Raw genomic sequence first — 18587 nt, 5'->3', positions numbered from 1 at the left:
TATTAATCATAACAAAATTAAAGAAATTGACGTTTACATACAATTATTGTTTAATAAAAATTCACACTGAAATTTTATTAAACTTTACCATTTGAAATTCAATAAAGTATAAAAAAATGCTTAATAATCAATTAAACTCACTTTATTGATTACCAAGCATTTTATTTCATCAAATTTATATTTTTAATTTATAATAATCATCGAATAATATGCGATGATTATTATAAGGAACATCCTCTTGTTACTTGTCTATAATCACTTGTCCGTCATCATTTACAATAAAATCAGTACATTTAAAAACTTCCTTTGGAATACCTTTTAGGATTACTCCCCTATCTCTTAAATATTCTTGAATATCCAAAATATTCATTTTTCCAGAGTATTCATTTTTTAATATATACAAAATTATATCCTTTATTGAATTAAATTTACCATCATTAGGTACAAGTATTGAACATTTATATCTTCTATCTTTAATGTTTTTTTCTATTATTTTATATTCTTGTATATAATTTTCTACTATAGAACTTAATAGATACTGATTCCATTTAAATTTTACATCAGGTAAAAATGTAAAATCTTGCACAGTCTTTAGTGGATAATATCCCCTATCATCCATCATAAGATCTAGTCCTTTTTTTATTTTTCCTAAAATATCTTTTGATAAATTAAAATTCTTTTTTTGCATATATCTGTCATCATCTAATTCAATTAACTCATCTAATACCCTATGAAATGCATTATATATTGTTCTTTCTGTGAATTTTAATTTAATAAAGTGTTGAGAAAATTCCTCATAACTTATAACTTGTTGTTTATTAAATAATTCATAAAATAGATCTAATGTAGTAAACTGATTTTTTTGTTCATCCAACAATATATGAGGTCTTCTAAAATAATATTTATCTCCAAATATATATTCTAATATAGAGTATATATTAAAAGAATTTTTTATACTATTTTTTTCTATAAATTCTGGAAAATCACTAGTACACTTATCATAAAACACATTAGCATTGGTATAATTGTTATTTTCTCTAAATGATTCTATTAATAATTCTTCTAATTTATCTTTGTCTTTATAATCAATTTTCAATATATCACTATTAATAAAGTAACCATTATCCCAATATATTATATTTTTATTTAAGGCTACTGCATTATTAAACATTGATTCAGTCCACCCTGGATAAATCTTTCTTATTTCCTTTTTAGATACAGGCCTCTTTTTCTCCTCTAAGAATTTTTCAAATATTTTATGGGAACTTATTATATCATGTTCTCCCTTACTTATACTATCTTTGGTAAACACAAACTCTTCTTTATAATAATACTTCAATACTCCATGAAGAAAATATCTATTTGTCACATTGCCGCTTTTTCTAAGTTTATCTTCAAATACATAAAATATATCTGATATAAGTAATGTATCCTCTTTAGAGTCTAAAATATAATTTTTAATTTCTTTCAACAACCATTTAGGTATTCTTATATATTCCGGACTTATATAAGTCCCTCTATCACACAATACATTTTCACTCTCTATTCTGGCTGATATAGCACGTATATTGTCACAAAAATCTTCTCTCCCAAATTTTCTTTTAAAAATGGCTGTTACACGTTCTATATTCTTTTCATCACTTAATTTTATTCCATCCTTAAAATATTCTTTAACTATTACTCCATAACATTTTGATAGTTTCATAGATCCTTTCCAAAGATAATCATTATGACTTTTATATCCCCTAGAATAAAGATATGTTATAAAATCCTCATAATCTAAGAACCCTAACTCATAATCCTTAAGCATCTGTTCTACTACATACAATGAATCATAGTAATTGAAAATTTCCCCTACTTCTTCTTCTATTAAAGCAAGTTTTATCTTTATGTCCTTAGTTCTTTCATCTATAATAAATTTATTTATTTCCTGGAAATATTGTACCATATCACATGCACCGTTTATTAGTGCATATCTTAACACCAATGCATCTTCTTTGTTCTTGATAAACCTTTTTATATGCCTATAATCAAATATCTTGTTTTTCCCTATAATCTCCTTCATATAATTAAAGAACAAACTAAAATAGCCATTGAACTTTTTCTGTACCCTATTTTCCAGCTGTCTTACTCTTTCTCTACTTATTCCATTTTCATCTGCTATGCTTTGAAGAGTTATATCCTTAACAGCTCTCATCTTATATATCTTATAATTTTCATCCTTTTTTATTATTGCTAATAGCTTTATACTTAATTCTTCTTTTGGATATTGTAACAATTTCAGGTTACTTTCAAACTTTAGTACCTTTGACTTGCCTACATTAGGAATTGTGCTTATGTTCTTTAATGCAACTGGAGTTATTTCTCCTATAGTATCTATTTTATTTTCTATGAAATACTCTATTATTCTTTGCTCAACAAATAGTCCTTTTAATTTATTAATATTCATATTGGTATAATCCTCATGTATATTAACTTCTTCATTAAAAATACTTTCTTTATTGATCTTCTTTTTTCTATTGGTATATTCATTCCATCTTTCTATAATTGTGTTAATTTTAAGAGGACCAAACCCTTTTTCTTCTTTTAATAAATTAAAATCAAATTTTTTTAATTGGTAATCATATTCAAAACCATTGTCTTTGCAAAACTCTTTAAATAGTTTAAAAGAATTTTCATAAAAAATATTGCTTATCAATTCCCCTTTAAAACAGGTTTTCTTGGTTTTATCAATACTCTTAATCATAGATTATTCTCCTTAAAATTTAATCCTCAATTATGTTATAACATTTTAATATATTGTATGTCAATTAATAAAGTTTCAAATTTTCTAAGTATTCAAATCTATATAAGAAAAGGAGATTCAACTAAGTTAAATCTCCTTATAATAACGTTAAATTTTCACAGTTCCTGGTAATCCCTTTAAGTTTTGGATTTGTTCTTCTTCAATTTCATTCATTACTTTCTTAACATATATAACGCCTGTTATTGCTGCAATTATATCAACTATAGGATAAGTAATCCACGCTCCCATTACACCCCATATATTAACTGATAAAATCACCAAAGGTATAAATAATACTAATTGCCTATATATTGAAAGTAAAAAACTAACTTTTGCCTCTCCTATTGATTGATATACATATATAGATATATAGTATATAGCTATAATTGGGAATACACTTATTACTATCCTAAGTGCAAATACTGCTTGTTTTAAAATAATATCATCTTTCAAGAAACTCCCTATTAAAGGTTTTGCAAATATCATCATAGTTGACCATAAAACAATAGATGATATGCTTACAGCCTTTATTGTTTTCCTTATAGTTTCTTTAACCCTTTCATAGTTTTTAGCTCCATAATTGTATGCTACTATAGGTTGCATAGCTGATGATATTCCTATTATATTTATATACATAAACATAGATACTCTTGTTATAGCTCCAACTATAATTATAGCAGAGTCTCCACCTGTTTCTACTAATAAGTTATTTAATAAAACTGCTACTATAGCATCTGATATTTCAATAATAAATGTTGAAAATCCAACTGTTGCAATTGTTTTTATCACGTCTCCATAAAACGTAAATTTAAACTCTAAATTTAAAGACTTCTTAATTGATCTAAATTTATAATAAGCAAATGTAAAACTTAAAAATTGAGATACTACTGTGGCTATAGCTGCACCTTTAACTCCCATGCCCATTCCTATTACTAGTGCTGCATCAATTATCACATTAAGTATAGCTCCTAATGACGTGGCATATAAAGTTATCTTTGTGTTACCCAAAGCATTCATAGCATAGCACATAACAAATGTCATACATTGGAAAAAACCACCGATAAGAATTATAGAAATGTACTCTTTGGCTAGAGGATAAATTAATTCACTAGCTCCCATTGCTAGTAATATTCCATGCAAAAACACATATATGAATAAAGGTACTACTACTAATATAACCATGGTTAATGTAAGAGCACTTGTTATAGCTTTCTTTAAGCCATCAAAGTTTTTCTCTCCTAAATACCTTGCAACCATAGTTGACATACCTACCGATATTAAAAGTCCTATAGATGAAAGCAATCTCTGAATTGGAAATGCTATGGTTAACGCTCCGATTGCACTAGGTCCTACATATCTTCCAACAAAGAATGTATCAACCATATTATAAAGTTCCGCCACCAATAATGAAATTATTGCCGGAATTGCAAATTTTAACAATACCTTACCTACTTTACCTTCTGTGAATATACTACCGTCTACACCCATGCTATCCCCTCTCACTAATTAACTATTTATTGAAAATTATATATATTAAAAAGCTTTTCATAGCTATTGTCTGTAAATCTATATTTCATCTTATTGCTACTACCTGTAACACCACCTGAATGAAGATTCATTCTATAACGATGAATATAAATTTTGCTATGACCCCTATAGGTTGTCTTTAAAATAATAAATTTTATTTATTATTAAGTTATACCAATAAAGATTTAAACTTAATTATTAATTTTCTTTAAGTTGATGTGTTTCAACCTAATTTAATTATAAACCATATATATACATTAATTCATTCACTTACTTACTGATTTAAAAGTACATTTTTGAGGACTTTACTTAAAACTATTTTATTCCATAAAACAAAAAAACACCTTAAATTAAGGTGTTTTGTACTTTTTATCTATTTTTTTACTACTTTATTGCTTTAAATGATATAAGCACTGCACCATAACCTTTAATTTTGGCATTTATATGATGTATGCTTGTTTTCTTTCCATAACTTAAAGTAACTATAGGCATTGATGATAGTTTTAATATTTCTATTTCATCATCATCCAAAAATTTAGGACTTCCCATTGTAAGCCACTGATTATAACAACTATTTATTTTTTCATGAGTTTCATATTTAGTTACTCTATAATTTCTCCATAAGTTTTTTATATTTAAAGATATATTTCTCTCAGTTGCATTTCTAATACCTCTTAGTTTATTTATATTAGTTACTTCCATTATTTTATCCATATCATCACTGTATGTATAAAGAAGTATTTGAATATCCTCTCCACTAGAAGTAACTATATATCCATCACCCTCATCAATTAAATTGTTTCCAAGCCTACTTAAAAAGTAATAAGCATAATAGGATGGTTTCTTAAGACCTTCCCAATTCATAAGTCCATTATCGCCAAAAAATATTTCATTATTTGCTTTTTGTACTTTCTCTAACTCGTCTATAACTTTTATATTTTCATATCCTTTATTGTTTACTACTTGATGAATTATATAAGGAACCATATATGCTGTATCATATGTTCCATTTATATCCTCATCACAATCTATTTCATCCTCTTCAACTTCAAAACCATACTTTTCTTCTAATATAAGATAAAGCATTTCCTTAACGTCTTTATCTAACTTACTGTCAATAGTATATATCCATTTCCCTACATGATATTTACCATACTCTTCTATAAAATAACTAATAAAGTAATTTACTACTTCTTCATATCTTTCTAGATTAAAATCTTCTTCTTCAAAAATTATATTAGGCTGTAAATCTGAATTCAGTATTAAATCTATTACCTTTTTTACTCTCTTTAAATTTATTACCCCTTCATTAAAAACTCCCATTGATCTAGAAAATATTCCTCTAACCTTGCCATATTTAAACTCAATTTCATCTTGAACTACCTTTAATGCATTTATAACTTCTTCTTCAAGCATATGATGAGCTTCTGGCATATATATACTTTCTTTATAATCATGAACAAATTCTCCTATTGTTTTTGAAACATCCACATCTATTTTTATAATTCTTTCTTCATAATTATATCTATCATAATCCTCTAAATAAGGAGTTAAATATTCTAAAACATCATTTAAATCATATGATGTAACCTTTTTTATTTTTTCTAATTTATCATCATCTATTTTATATTTTTTTCTATATTGCATAGGGGTAAGTTTATAATGTTTTTTGAAATGCTTATTAAAATATCTTGTATGCGAAAATCCTATTTCTTCTGATATTTCTGAAATATTCATATCTGTATCTAATAATAACTTTATAGCTTCGTCAACTCTAGTTAAATTCACAAAATCCTTAAAACTTAATCCCATTGTATTCTTAATTTCATGGGATAAATACTGTGTGCTTAAAAACTCTTTATTGGCTATATCCTGAAGTGAAATCTTATTGTTATAGTTATTGTATATATATTTTACTATTCTATGATATCTTTCAAGTTGCTCTTCATTACCTTTTAATTCTTCCTTTTCATATATTAGATAATGAAAATTATTTATAAGATGATAGAGTAACTCAATTAATGTTTCCTCTATATATTCATCATAGTCTTCGCCTTTTTGTACTACCTCACATAACAATACAGCCAGATATTTTCTTAATACATCATACTTTTCATCTAACTGACCACCTTCTTCAATGGATGTTTCGGCATAGAAGAACATATTATTTATATCATCATAATACTTTTGAAAAAAACTCGGATCCATATGAAACATTACCACTAGATTATCTTCATCTGAATAAATTCTATGGGCCTCTTCTAAATTTATTATTTCCATTTCTTTTTCGTTTACTTTATAATCTCCTGATTCTATAGTTACATTAATACTTCCCTTTAATACCATAAGAATTTCTATAGATTGATGCCAATGAATAGGATATTCTCTTATATTTACTAGCTGAATTCTTATAGGTAAATTTTCATCATAAGCTACATATTCTCTTCTCATTGAATCTCCCCTTATTATTTTTCTTTATCATTTTCAGCACTTATATCATCTATTAATTTATTAATAGTCTCTACTTCCTCTTTTATTTTACCCATTTGAGGAAAAACTTTTTGAAATACTGTAATTGCTATGGCCTGTATTAGAGCAAAATATTACCCTATTTTTACCAAATTCAAATTATCTAACTTAGTTTTAGATGCATCTCTTTCAAATATCATCGTCCAATTATTACTAGGTATATCAAAATAAGTTCCATATACATCAACCCCCATAGTCCTTATAGGTTACATCTTTCGAATAATCAATGTTTAGTTTAATTTTCTTTAAATCAATTTTAGTCTTTCCTACAGCATCTGGATCAAATCTTGACTCTGTTATAAACACACATCTTTATTTACAATATACGCTTCTGTTGATTCATCCATTAATTTTGCCTCTTTAAGTATATCATTTAATGGTTGCACACTTACTTCAACTAATATTACTGCCTTTACATCACCCCTATCGTCAAATATAGGCTTTGCAATTTCGTAGGATGGTACATATGACGTAAACTAGACATCTGATATTCCTACTTTCCCAGCTAATGCAATTTTTATTTCTTCTTTATTTGAAAGCTCTTGCCGCTTAAAATTATATCCATATATATAATTATATTTATTATCTATTACAGTAATGTCTATAACTACATCTCCTCTTACATTTTATATATATCCTAACATTCTTTCTAAGCTATCTTTTTCTAAATTATTAATATCATTTCCTTGACATACTATTCCTATTTCTTTATCAATATCGCTAAAAATATTGTTTATACCCATTGATAACTTTTTTCCTTCCATATAAAGTCCTTTAATAGCTTCTTGAACTTTATACTCTTGACCAATTTTCCCATATATTAAAGAAGAACTTAACGCAGGTAAAACACATATAATTACTATTGCTATAGTTGAAATTACCTTTCTTCTTAATTTATTGTTTTTTCTAAAATTTATCCTTTTCATGTATTACACCCTCTTTAATAGCATCTACTATTAATATATTATTAGGTGCAATGTAAGTTACTCTTTCTCTGTTTTATACCCTCTTGGAAGCGCAATAGTTACTTTTTTTTCTATAAACGTACCGTCCTTACTTTGCAAATTTATATTTGCAAATATATCATTTACCTGCTTTGTAATGAAATTTTCTCTTTTAAGCCTTTTAAAATCATAAACAAATGCTTCTCTATATTGAGCCATTGAGGGCTTTTTAACTTCTTCGATAGATACTCTAGATTTGCTTATAACTTTTTCATCTGCATTATCTATAGTACCTAAATTTATAGTATATAGTTCCCCTCCATCTGTTTCTTCTATTTTCATATATATATCCTTACTTAACGGTGCTAAACTTTTTTCCATTGTTATCATTTCTGTTGGCATAACTGCTTTTTCTCCAACTAACCATATTGTTAATGGTATTAGATATGAAATAAACGCCATAATAAATATCCCCATAAGTAAATCAATTAATGCAAATTTAAGTAACATTTTACTTATATTTTTAGGATTATCTTTAATTTTTTTGACCTTTTTACTTTGCTTATGAAATAAAAAAAACATAAAAACACTTGCTACTATAAATCCAGTATATAAAAAAACTACCATTATAAATTTCCCTCCGAAATAAAACCTTAACTTTAATTGTACTCTCTATTATACAGTATTTATTTGCTTAGTTCTATTATATACATCACAATTTTCAGTCTTGGATTAACATTTATCGGTTCAATTTATATTTTAATATACCTTATAAAAAAGGCTAAACCATTTTTTAGTGACAAGTTAAAAGTGACAGGTGACAAATTGATGTTAAAAATCACAGATTTTCTTTAATTACATTTTTTTAATTTTGAAATCTTCCTGAGAAGATTTATCCGCAACTTGTCTCACTCATTAAAGTTTTCAACTTAAAATCCCATATGTTTCATCACTTAATAAAATTATCTACAACTTTAAAATTTTATGATATTTTTAACACTTTAACCATATATAAATAATATAAATAATAAGCTATTTTTAAGGGTGTGTTTTATGAGTAACTTTTCAAATTCTCAAAACTTAAATATATATTATGGGATTCCTCACTGCCATAGTTCCCTTTCTACTGGTCAAGGTAAACCAAATGATATATTTGATTATGCTAAAAAACGTGGTTTAGATTTTCTTATAATAACAGACCACAATAACTGCCTTGATGAAACTATAAAATCTTCATCTTCAAAAACAAGCAAGTGGTCTTATCTTATAAAATGTTGTGAAAAATATAATAAAAAACATAAAAGCTTTGTTGGGTTATATGGATTTGAATCTAAACTTGGAAATATGGGGGATATAAATATTATTAATTCATACTATTTTTTTAAAGGGACTATAAAAAATTTAGATAATTTAATTCTCTGGCTCATGTCTAATCCTTGTATATTAACTTTTAACCATCCTCATACTGCGATGGAATCACTAGGTTTTAATGAGGATTTAAGTAATTATGTGTATCTTATGGAAGTAGGTAATGGTACTGGGAACAAATATACACGTTTTGAAAAGAGATATTATAAATTTCTTGATATGGGTTGGAAAGTTGGTGCCATAAACAGCCAAGATAATCATAAGATGAATTTTGGAGATTCTGAAAACCTAACTGCTATATTATGTAATGAATTAACAGAGGAAAATATATATTATGCATTAAAAAATAGACGAACCTATTCTACTGAATCAGCTTCTTTAAAATTAAATTTTTCAATCAACAAAATTATCATGGGAGATATATTATATTATAAAAAGGGGAAACTAAATTTTAAAATACATGCTAAAGACAATACTAATCTCATAGAAAAACTTCAAGTTCTTAGTGTTGGTGGAAAGGTAATTAAAGAAATTTCTTTTCCTAAGTTATCTAAAATAAAATATATATGTAATCATATCCCTAATAATGATGAAAAATGGTATGTAATTAAAATTTTTCAAGAAAATAATAAAATTGCTATAAGTTCACCTATATTTATAGAAAGAAATAACCTCCTAAATTAGGAGGTTATTTCTTTGAAGATGACTTATCTGACTTATTCATATTTTTAACTCTATTTGGCTTTGCTTTTGGTTTAATTTTCACTTGCTGCTTTTTCTTCGATTTATAGTTATCCATATTCCCTGTAATTAAGTCAATCCACCATAAAAATAAAAATACAAATATTGTACTTTTTATAATACTAAATGTACCTTCACTTATTGGCAACCCTGGTATAGGTGGTATTAAAAATACAATAATTCCAATAACAAGGATTATCCATTTGGATACTTTTATCTTTTTTAGCACAAAATGTTTTAGTAAATTATATATTCCTAATACAGCTATAGAAAACACTAAAATAAATAAAAACGATTTAAATATTTGCATTGAGCTCACCCCTTTATTTTCTTTCCATTATATCTTATGCCATATTAGCATAAATTTCAATAATGTATATTTTAAAATTTATTCATTATGTATTATTATACTTATTAGTAGCAGAAAATTTATGTAAAATTATTGAAAATATTTGTTTTTGTAATTTTATTTATTTATTAAATATATAATTTCTAAAAAATTTTATATTTTTTTGATAAATTGTTATGTTTTTTTGTTATAATATAGTTGCTAAATAAAATACATAAACATGGGGTGATTTTATGACTTTTATTTCTACTTCCCAATTGGATGAATTAGATTTACAAATACTAGATATTTTAATTAAAGATTCTAGAACTCCTTATTTAGAGATAGCTAGAATCTGTCACGTTAGCGGGGGAACTATCCATGTCAGAATGAAGAAGATGGAAGATTTAGGAATAATAAAAGGAACTAAAATACTTTTAGACATGCCTAAACTTGGTTATGATGTATGTTGCTTTGTTGGTATATATATAGATAAAGCATCTTCTTATACAAAGGTAATCGAACAAATGTCAAGTATTAAAGAAGTTGTAGAACTTCATTATACTACTGGAGATTACTCGGTTTTTGCAAAAGTATTATGCAAAAACATATCTGACCTTCAAGATTTATTAATGAACAGTATAAATACAATTGATGGAATTCAAAGAACAAATACATTTGTGTCTCTATCTCAACCTATAGATAGAAACGTTCAATTGTAAAAAAATATCCTCTTTCATATGAAAGAGGATATTTTTTCAATAAAGAATTCTATTGTTTTTTGATTCTTTGTTAAAATTATTTGCATTTTTTGAATATACTGTGTTTTTTTATATAGTATATATTTTTTATCGGTTTTTTATGATAAAATATTTGCGGGTAGTATCCTATTAGGAACTGCACCTTGATTTAGTATTATAATAAACATATTCCGCTCATATCATTGAATGAGACGGGAACCATGGTATGTCACAAGGAGAGTGATTACCATAAATATAGGATTTATAGGAGCTGGTAAAGTTGCCTTTTCTTTAGGCAAATATTTCTCTATTAATAATTTAAATGTTAAAAGCATATACAGCAAAAATTTCAATTCTTCTATAGAGTTTTGTAAATTCGTAGACTGTACCCCTTACGACAATTTATATGATTTTATTAATAGCTGCAACTTTATATTTATAACTACTCCAGATAAAGAAATTTCAAATGTCTGGAATGTAATTAAAAATTATAATTTAAAAGATAAAATAATATGCCATACCAGTGGTTCCTTATCATCTCAAATTTTCAAAGATATAAACAAATCAGGTGCTTATCCCTACTCTATACACCCAATCTATGCTTTTTCCACAAAATATAACAACTACAAAGATTTAAACAAGTCCTTTGTATCTTTAGAGGGCTCACCAAAATATTTAGATTATATAAAAGACTTATTCTCTAAACTTGGAAATAAAGTAATACTAATAAATAAAAATGATAAGCCTTTATATCATCTATCTTGTGTGTTTGCATCTAACTTAATGTTATCTTTATTAAATATTTCCTGTAGTCTTTTTAAGGAATTTAATTTAGATGAAGAACAAAGTTTTTATGCACTACTTCCTCTAATTGAAAACAATTTATCTAACATAAAGAAAAATGGATTTAAAAATTCATTAACTGGACCAATAGATAGAAAAGACTTTGTTACTTTAGAAAAGCATATGAATGTAATCCCTAAAGATTTTGTAAACCTTTATAAAGATTTATCTTTAAACCTCTATAAAATTAAGGGGTCTTATAGTAGTGAAGATTTGCAAAAATTATTAAATGTATTGGAGAGATAGCATTGAAAAATACCGTGGAAACTTTTAAATTATCTAAAAATACTAGTCAGAGACTTACTATGTTAACGGCTTATGATTTTAGTACTGCAAAACTTATTGATGAATGTGGTATAAATGGAATACTTGTAGGCGACTCTCTTGGTATGGTTGCTTTAGGGTATGAAAATACTTTAAGTGTAACTATGAATGATATGCTCCACCATACAAAAGCAGTTAAGCGTGGTGTTTCAAATTCATTACTTGTAGCTGATATGCCCTTTATGTCTTATCAAACCTCTACTTATGATGCTATTAAAAATGCTGGTAGACTTATTCAAAAAGGTGGTGCTGATGCTATAAAACTTGAGGGCGGCTCTATTGTAAAAGATAAAGTTAAAGCCATTGTAAATTCACAAATTCCAGTCATGGGGCATATCGGTTTAACTCCTCAATCTATTAATGTTTTTGGGGGATTTAAAGTTCAAGGTAAAACCACTGAATGTGCCGAACAATTAATAAAAGATGCATTATCACTAGAGGAGGCAGGTGCATTTGCTATAGTCTTAGAATGCATACCTTCTAAACTTGCAAAAATTATTACCGAGAAATTATCCATACCTACAATAGGAATAGGTGCTGGAAACAGTTGTGATGGCCAAATTTTAGTTTATCAGGATATGTTAAACATGGTCTCTAATTTCAAACCAAAATTTGTTAAAACATATTCTAATGTTGGTGATATTATGAAATCTTCATTTAAACAATATATAAATGAAGTTAACGCTCAGATATTTCCTAATGATAGCAATAGCTTCTCTATAGATGAAGAAGCTTTAACTAAACTTTATTAAATTTGGGGGAATTATAAAATGAAACTTTTAAAAAGCATAGAAGAAGTTAGAGAATATATTTTAAATTGTAAAAACAAAAATTTTTCCATAGGTCTAGTTCCTACTATGGGATATTTACATGAAGGTCATGGCTCTTTAATTAAACAAGCTAGAAAAAACAATGATAAAGTTGTTGTAAGTATATTTGTTAATCCTATACAATTTGGACCTACTGAAGATTTATCAACATATCCTAGGGATTTAGAAAAAGATAGTTTATTTTGTGAGTCTTTAGGTGTGGATGTTATATTTGCTCCTTCATCAAAAAAAATGTATCCTAGTAATTCTATCTCTACCTTTGTAACCGTTAATAATATTACGGAGGTTTTGTGTGGAGCTAAACGTCCTGGTCATTTTCAAGGAGTCTGTACTGTAGTATCTAAATTATTTAATATCATTTCTCCCACAAGGGCTTATTTTGGAGAAAAAGACTATCAACAATTAACTGTAATAAAAACAATGGTTAAAGAATTAAATTTTCCTGTAGAAATTATAGGTTGTCCTATAGTTAGAGAAGATGATTTACTAGCTAAAAGCTCAAGAAATTCCTACCTTAGTAATACAGAAAGACAGGATGCTTTAGTTTTATATAAATCCCTATTAAAATGTAAGGATTTAATTAGCACTGGTGAATTCATTACTGCTAATATAAAAAAAGAAATGGAAGCTATAATACATTCTGTTTCCTCTTCTAAAATTGATTATATTGATATAGTAGATACTAATAATCTAATGCCAGTAGAATTGATTAACCATGATGTCTTAGTTGCATTAGCAGTTTATATTGGTGAAACCCGATTAATTGATAATATGACTTTTAAAATTAAGGAGGCTTAAACCCTATGGATTTGCATATGCTAAAAAGTAAAATACATGGTGCCACAATTACTGAAGCTAATTTAAATTATGTAGGTAGTATAACTATAGATAGTGATCTTCTTAAAGCCTCTAATATACTTTCTTACGAAAAAGTTCAAATAGTAGACATAAATAACGGTGCTAGATTAGAAACTTATGTAATACCAGGTGAACCTAAAAGTAATATAATATGCTTAAACGGTGCTGCTGCAAGATGTGTACAAAGTGGAGATAAAATAATAATTATGTCCTATTGTGTTTTAAATGAAAATGAAGCAAAAACATTTAACCCCAAAGTAATTTTTGTTAATGATGATAATTCTATTAAAGAAATAACAAATTATGAAACACATGGTGAAATAAAGTAATACCGTGAATAAAAATACTTTTTACATGACATACTAATTCCATAATCCAATATAAAGGAGAGGAATTTTATGAAAGCATTAGATGTAACGGCTTTATTACTTGTTATAATAGGTGCTGTAAACTGGGGACTAATAGGTTTCTTTGGATTTGATTTAGTTGCAGCCTTATTTGGAACACTATCAACAGTATCTAGAGTAATTTATGCATTAGTTGGTCTAGCAGGCTTATACTCCATATCATTCTTTGCAAAAGAAAGATATAAAGATGTAGAGTAAAAAGAAAAACCCTCAAAAATCGAGGGTTTTTTCTTTTTAAAAGGTCTATAATATATATATATTAATTTTAAGGGGGTAATGACTATAAGCTTGTTTTTAATAAACTTTCATGATTTCATTCTGTTTTTTACATTATATTCCTTTTTAGGGTGGATTTTAGAAGTTATTTATGCATTTTATGCTCATAAAAAATTTGTAAACAGAGGATTTTTAAATGGTCCTTTTTGTCCTATATATGGATTTGGTTCTTTAATTATAATTAGCTCATTAAATAACTTTAAAGATAACATATTTGTTTTATTTATCCTTGGTACACTACTAACTTCATTAATAGAATACTTAACAGCTGTAATATTAGAAAAGACTTTTAAAACTACTTGGTGGGATTATACTGACGATGCTTTTAATATAAAAGGTCGTGTCTGTTTGTTGTTTTCTATAATTTGGGGATTAGTATCTGTTGTATTGGTTATTCTAATACACCCTATTATTGAAACCTTAATCTACTCTATTCCTATATCAATAAGAAAATATCTCTTTTTAATACTCATTGTATATTTTTTCATTGATTTGATTATTACTTTAAAAGCATTAATTAATTTAACTAAACTATTAAGTCAAATAGAATTACTTTATTTTGATAGAATGACGGAATTTAAAGATAGAATCTCAAATACTAATATAACTTCATTAAAAGAAAATTATGTATTGCTTATAAATAAATTCACACCTAATCATATAAGATTATTTAAAGCATTCCCTACTATGAAGTTTAAAGGTTTAAGCAATTTAATGAATGATATAAGAAGCAAATTAAATTCTATAATAAACAATTAGGCACATGAAAGAAAATAACAAGTCAAAGATGCCATGTATATTTTGTGTCAAACAAGGAAGTGATATTAGTTCATAGCACAGGCTATGGTCTAATATTACTGACGCAGTATGACACAAAATAGACTAGCATACTGACTTGTTATTTTTTAAATGTGCCTTAAACTTAATAAAGTATTTACAATAACTACATTTTTTAATTATTTTTGTATTCCACTAGCTATAATTTCTCTTATATCATTAGCTAATGTATTTTGTTTCTCTTTAGGTAATTCCTTTACATATATAGGCTCATGTATAGTAACTACTACTCTTGATTTTTTTATTCTATTATGTTCTTCTAATGACTTATATGTTCCATCAATGGTTACTGGAATTATAGGTACTTGTGATTTTAATGCTAATTTCAAACTACCCTTTTTAAAATCGCCCACTGGCCCCCCCTTACTTCTAGTTCCTTCAGGAAATATAGCAAGTGAATGGCCATTTCTTAATATTTCAACACCCTCATTTATAGATTTAACAGCTTCTCTAATATTTTCCCTATCCATAAAGACACTATTAATTCTTTTCATCCAGCCTGATAACACTGGTATTTTTTCCAATTCTTTTTTTGATATAAAGCCCATAACTCTATTAGTCGCTACCATTGTAGTAGGTATATCTAAATTACTTTGATGATTTGATACAAAAAGGCACACTTCATCAATTAAATTATCTTGACCTCTTACCTCTAAATCTATACCTACACTTCTTATTGTGAATTTTGCCCATTTTAAAGCAACTTTTCTTACGTATCTTTCAGCAGCTTCCTCTCCCTTAACTTTTTTAACAATCATGTATTTTAAGTGCTTAATTTCTAAAAATAACATATAAAAAACATAACAAATTGCAAATAATATTGTTTTCAACATTACTTTAACACTTCCTTTTCAAAATAAATCTTTATAATTATATCACACACTATAAATTATATCATATTTTATTTCCCTCATATACAGCATTGAATGCAGCTAAAAACTTTTAGTGGACATGAGTATATTATATGTTAAAATATTAAGTGATTTTAATATAACCATTTATTTTTGCCATTTTATATGATTATTCATTCTATTTTAGTAGATAAATTGGAGTGAATGATTTTTAATTATATAGAAAGAAAGGATTGTAGCGAAATGAAAAAAAGTTTTAAATGTTTATTAGGCTTAATTTTAATGCTATCATTTATTTTTGTTGGTTGTAACGTACCTAACCTTCAGACCTCAAATAAAGAAACAGTTCAAGATAAACTTCTAGTTCATTATATTGATGTTGGACAAGGTGATTCTATCTTAATACAAAGTAAGAATAAAAACTTACTTATAGATGCAGGTCCAAGAAGTAGTTCAAAGGATTTAATTAATTATTTAAAAAAGAATAATATCAAGAAATTAGATTATGTTATTGCAACTCACCCTCACGAAGATCATATCGGAGGTATGGCTGATGTGATAAACACCTTTGAAATTGGAGAATTTTATGCACCTAAAAAAACTCATACAACTAAAACCTATGAAAACATGGTAAAAGCATTACAAAATAAAAAACTAAAAATTATTGCAACAAACTATGAAACTAAATCCTTAGATTTAGGCGATGAAATTATTGGTGATTTCTTAGCTCCAGTAAAGTCTGAATATGATAATTTAAACAATTACTCTACAGTTCTTAAAGTAACTTGTGGTGATAATTCTTTCTTATTTACAGGTGATGCTGAAAAAGATTCTGAAAAAGAAATACTTCAAAAAAACATAGATGTAAAAGCTGATGTTATAAAGCTTGGTCATCATGGTAGTTCAACCTCATCAAGCAATGAATTTTTAGATAAAGTTAATCCATCTATTGCTGTTGCTTCACTAGGAAAAGGAAATGATTATGGTCATCCTCACAAGGAAACCATAGATAAAATGAAAAATAGAAAAATAACTTTTTATAGAACTGATGAACTTGGAACCATAGTTTTATCTAGTGATGGCAAAACTATAACTAAAAAATAATTAAAAAGAAGCAGCATTTATTCTTGTGCTGCTTCTTTTTCAACAATATCATATTGAAAATCCTCTACAATATTATTTGATTTTAAATTCTCTTTTGTTTCCAAACCCTCATCCGTATCTACCTTGTGGTCTATCTCTACAATGTCTTCTATTTGATTTTCAATATCTATACTATCTTTTTCTAAAACATTATCCTCTTCTAATTCTTTGTCATCTATGTCCTTGTCTTCAGCTTGCATCAATCCCCAATTAGTATATATATGGAATAAATTTACAACATCTTGCTCATTATATACTAATATTTTTTCTATTTTTTCTTGTGGCATTCTATGAATATAATCTCTGTCTTTAACTATCTTACTAAATGTTTTAGCTAAATTAGAACCGCTTATAAGTTGATCTTCTTCTCTTATAATATTAAACTTCTTTTCCAGTGCCTTTAATCCTATGCTATCTTTAACTTTTTTCTCGTATATCTTCTGTAGATCAATTTCCTCAAAAAATTCTTGGAAATTAAATTTTATTTTATATTTTTCAAACAAATAATTAATTACATGAAAATCATTATTTCCAGAAAAAGTAACTATATATGATTTGTCATTAACACTATGCATATACTCAAAATAGTCCCTAGCCATTATTAAAATGTTCTTTATTTCCTTTTTATTTTCAATCATGTACTGAGTAACTCTTATTGTTGATGTTTTCTCATCATAATAACAACACCCAAAAACACCTATACACACTGGTTTTTTATATACATAATGCTCTAAATCAAAAAATAATGATTTTTTGAATAAATCTTTTTCCTCATATATTTCTAAGCTATTTTCTAGATTCACCTCGTCTACATCAATGATGTTCTCTTTAATAATCATTATGAATCACTCATTTCCATATTAATTTGTTAATTTTATGAGATAAACTTATACTATTTATTATAAATCAAAGTAGCGAACTTTATAAAGACTATTTTTGGTATTTACTACTATTGACTTTTGAATTGAAAAATATTATCATCATATTATAATGAAAATGATTTTCAATGTGAGGTGTTAATGATGTGCATTAATGATTTAAGAATTGGCGAAAAGGCACATGTCCATATAATAAAAGGAAATGAAAAATTAGCCAAGAGGCTTCTTGCTCTTGGATGTGTGGAAGGAACAGAGGTAACATTAAAAAGAAAAGCTCCATTTGGAGATCCTATAATAATAAATCTTAGAGGTTTTGATATAGCTTTAAGATCAAAAGATGCTAAAAATATATTTATCAATAAACAATGCTAAAAAAAC

At 26.5% G+C, this 18587-nt stretch carries 18 protein-coding genes and 1 pseudogene; 10 read left to right on the top strand and 9 right to left on the bottom strand.

Annotated features, from left to right (window positions below):
• Positions 1 to 241 precede the first annotated feature (241 nt).
• The 6 genes from BM119_RS12020 to BM119_RS12000 all read right to left on the bottom strand — a co-directional run bounded on the left by BM119_RS12020 (position 242) and on the right by BM119_RS12000 (position 8412).
• A complete protein-coding gene (locus BM119_RS12020) occupies positions 242 to 2746 on the bottom strand; it encodes a sigma factor-like helix-turn-helix DNA-binding protein (protein WP_090041782.1) in 2505 nt (834 codons plus the stop codon).
• Positions 2747 to 2893: 147 nt separating this feature from the next.
• Positions 2894 to 4273, bottom strand: a complete 1380-nt coding sequence (locus tag BM119_RS12015) for an MATE family efflux transporter (RefSeq protein WP_090041780.1) — start codon at positions 4271 to 4273, stop codon at positions 2894 to 2896.
• Between the two features lie 423 nt (positions 4274 to 4696).
• On the bottom strand, positions 4697 to 6763 hold the full coding sequence (locus BM119_RS12010) for a helix-turn-helix domain-containing protein (protein ID WP_090041778.1): 2067 nt from the start codon (positions 6761 to 6763) through the stop codon (positions 4697 to 4699).
• Positions 6764 to 7024: 261 nt separating this feature from the next.
• Positions 7025 to 7147 (bottom strand): hypothetical protein, encoded by a 123-nt coding sequence (locus BM119_RS20435; protein WP_278336797.1) that lies wholly within the window; start codon positions 7145 to 7147, stop codon positions 7025 to 7027.
• A 320-nt stretch (positions 7148 to 7467) separates the two neighbouring features.
• Positions 7468 to 7767, bottom strand: coding sequence for a hypothetical protein (locus BM119_RS12005; RefSeq protein WP_090041777.1), 300 nt, complete (start codon positions 7765 to 7767; stop codon positions 7468 to 7470).
• 57 nt (positions 7768 to 7824) lie between these two features.
• Positions 7825 to 8412: a hypothetical protein gene (locus BM119_RS12000; protein ID WP_090041775.1), complete on the bottom strand. Its 588-nt coding sequence runs from the start codon at positions 8410 to 8412 to the stop codon at positions 7825 to 7827.
• Between the two features lie 426 nt (positions 8413 to 8838).
• Between BM119_RS12000 and BM119_RS11995 the strand changes: the two genes are divergently transcribed.
• Positions 8839 to 9837, top strand: coding sequence for a CehA/McbA family metallohydrolase (locus BM119_RS11995; protein WP_090041774.1), 999 nt, complete (start codon positions 8839 to 8841; stop codon positions 9835 to 9837).
• A 4-nt stretch (positions 9838 to 9841) separates the two neighbouring features.
• Here the strand turns inward: BM119_RS11995 and BM119_RS11990 are convergent, their stop codons facing one another.
• Entirely contained in the window at positions 9842 to 10204 is a 363-nt protein-coding gene (locus tag BM119_RS11990) for a hypothetical protein (RefSeq protein WP_090041772.1), read from the bottom strand.
• A gap of 272 nt (positions 10205 to 10476) precedes the next feature.
• Here BM119_RS11990 and BM119_RS11985 point away from each other — a divergent pair, with 272 nt between their 5' ends.
• The 7 genes from BM119_RS11985 to BM119_RS11955 all read left to right on the top strand — a co-directional run bounded on the left by BM119_RS11985 (position 10477) and on the right by BM119_RS11955 (position 15259).
• Complete coding sequence (locus BM119_RS11985; RefSeq protein WP_090041770.1) at positions 10477 to 10944, top strand: Lrp/AsnC ligand binding domain-containing protein; 468 nt, start codon at positions 10477 to 10479, stop codon at positions 10942 to 10944.
• A 258-nt stretch (positions 10945 to 11202) separates the two neighbouring features.
• The gene (locus BM119_RS11980; protein ID WP_242948424.1) at positions 11203 to 12051 is read left to right on the top strand and encodes a Rossmann-like and DUF2520 domain-containing protein; all 849 of its coding nucleotides are present in this window, start codon (positions 11203 to 11205) and stop codon (positions 12049 to 12051) included.
• Positions 12052 to 12053: 2 nt separating this feature from the next.
• On the top strand, positions 12054 to 12881 hold the full coding sequence (panB, locus tag BM119_RS11975) for a 3-methyl-2-oxobutanoate hydroxymethyltransferase (RefSeq protein ID WP_090041769.1): 828 nt from the start codon (positions 12054 to 12056) through the stop codon (positions 12879 to 12881).
• A gap of 18 nt (positions 12882 to 12899) precedes the next feature.
• Positions 12900 to 13757: a pantoate--beta-alanine ligase gene (gene panC / locus BM119_RS11970; protein WP_090041767.1), complete on the top strand. Its 858-nt coding sequence runs from the start codon at positions 12900 to 12902 to the stop codon at positions 13755 to 13757.
• 5 nt (positions 13758 to 13762) lie between these two features.
• Positions 13763 to 14146: an aspartate 1-decarboxylase gene (gene panD / locus BM119_RS11965; RefSeq protein ID WP_090041765.1), complete on the top strand. Its 384-nt coding sequence runs from the start codon at positions 13763 to 13765 to the stop codon at positions 14144 to 14146.
• A gap of 69 nt (positions 14147 to 14215) precedes the next feature.
• Positions 14216 to 14422, top strand: a complete 207-nt coding sequence (locus BM119_RS11960) for a DUF378 domain-containing protein (RefSeq protein WP_090041764.1) — start codon at positions 14216 to 14218, stop codon at positions 14420 to 14422.
• A 90-nt stretch (positions 14423 to 14512) separates the two neighbouring features.
• Positions 14513 to 15259, top strand: a complete 747-nt coding sequence (locus tag BM119_RS11955; protein WP_177199409.1) for a putative ABC transporter permease — start codon at positions 14513 to 14515, stop codon at positions 15257 to 15259.
• 197 nt (positions 15260 to 15456) lie between these two features.
• Here the strand turns inward: BM119_RS11955 and BM119_RS11950 are convergent, their stop codons facing one another.
• Positions 15457 to 16170: a lysophospholipid acyltransferase family protein gene (locus BM119_RS11950; RefSeq protein ID WP_090041761.1), complete on the bottom strand. Its 714-nt coding sequence runs from the start codon at positions 16168 to 16170 to the stop codon at positions 15457 to 15459.
• Positions 16171 to 16431: 261 nt separating this feature from the next.
• Between BM119_RS11950 and BM119_RS11945 the strand changes: the two genes are divergently transcribed.
• Positions 16432 to 17292: a ComEC/Rec2 family competence protein gene (locus tag BM119_RS11945; RefSeq protein WP_090041820.1), complete on the top strand. Its 861-nt coding sequence runs from the start codon at positions 16432 to 16434 to the stop codon at positions 17290 to 17292.
• Positions 17293 to 17537: 245 nt separating this feature from the next.
• On the opposite strand, the pseudogene BM119_RS11940 reads toward BM119_RS11945, so the two are convergent.
• A pseudogene (locus BM119_RS11940) lies at positions 17538 to 18170 on the bottom strand (ribonuclease H-like domain-containing protein); the annotation flags it as partial.
• Between the two features lie 183 nt (positions 18171 to 18353).
• Here BM119_RS11940 and BM119_RS11935 point away from each other — a divergent pair.
• A complete protein-coding gene (locus BM119_RS11935; protein WP_090041757.1) occupies positions 18354 to 18581 on the top strand; it encodes a FeoA family protein in 228 nt (75 codons plus the stop codon).
• Positions 18582 to 18587 lie beyond the last annotated feature (6 nt).

The organism is Clostridium frigidicarnis (assembly GCF_900111985.1).
Lineage (GTDB): Bacteria > Bacillota > Clostridia > Clostridiales > Clostridiaceae > Clostridium_Z > Clostridium_Z frigidicarnis.
Note: the sequence above shows the minus strand (reverse complement) of the source record. Positions and strands in the feature narration are given on the sequence as shown.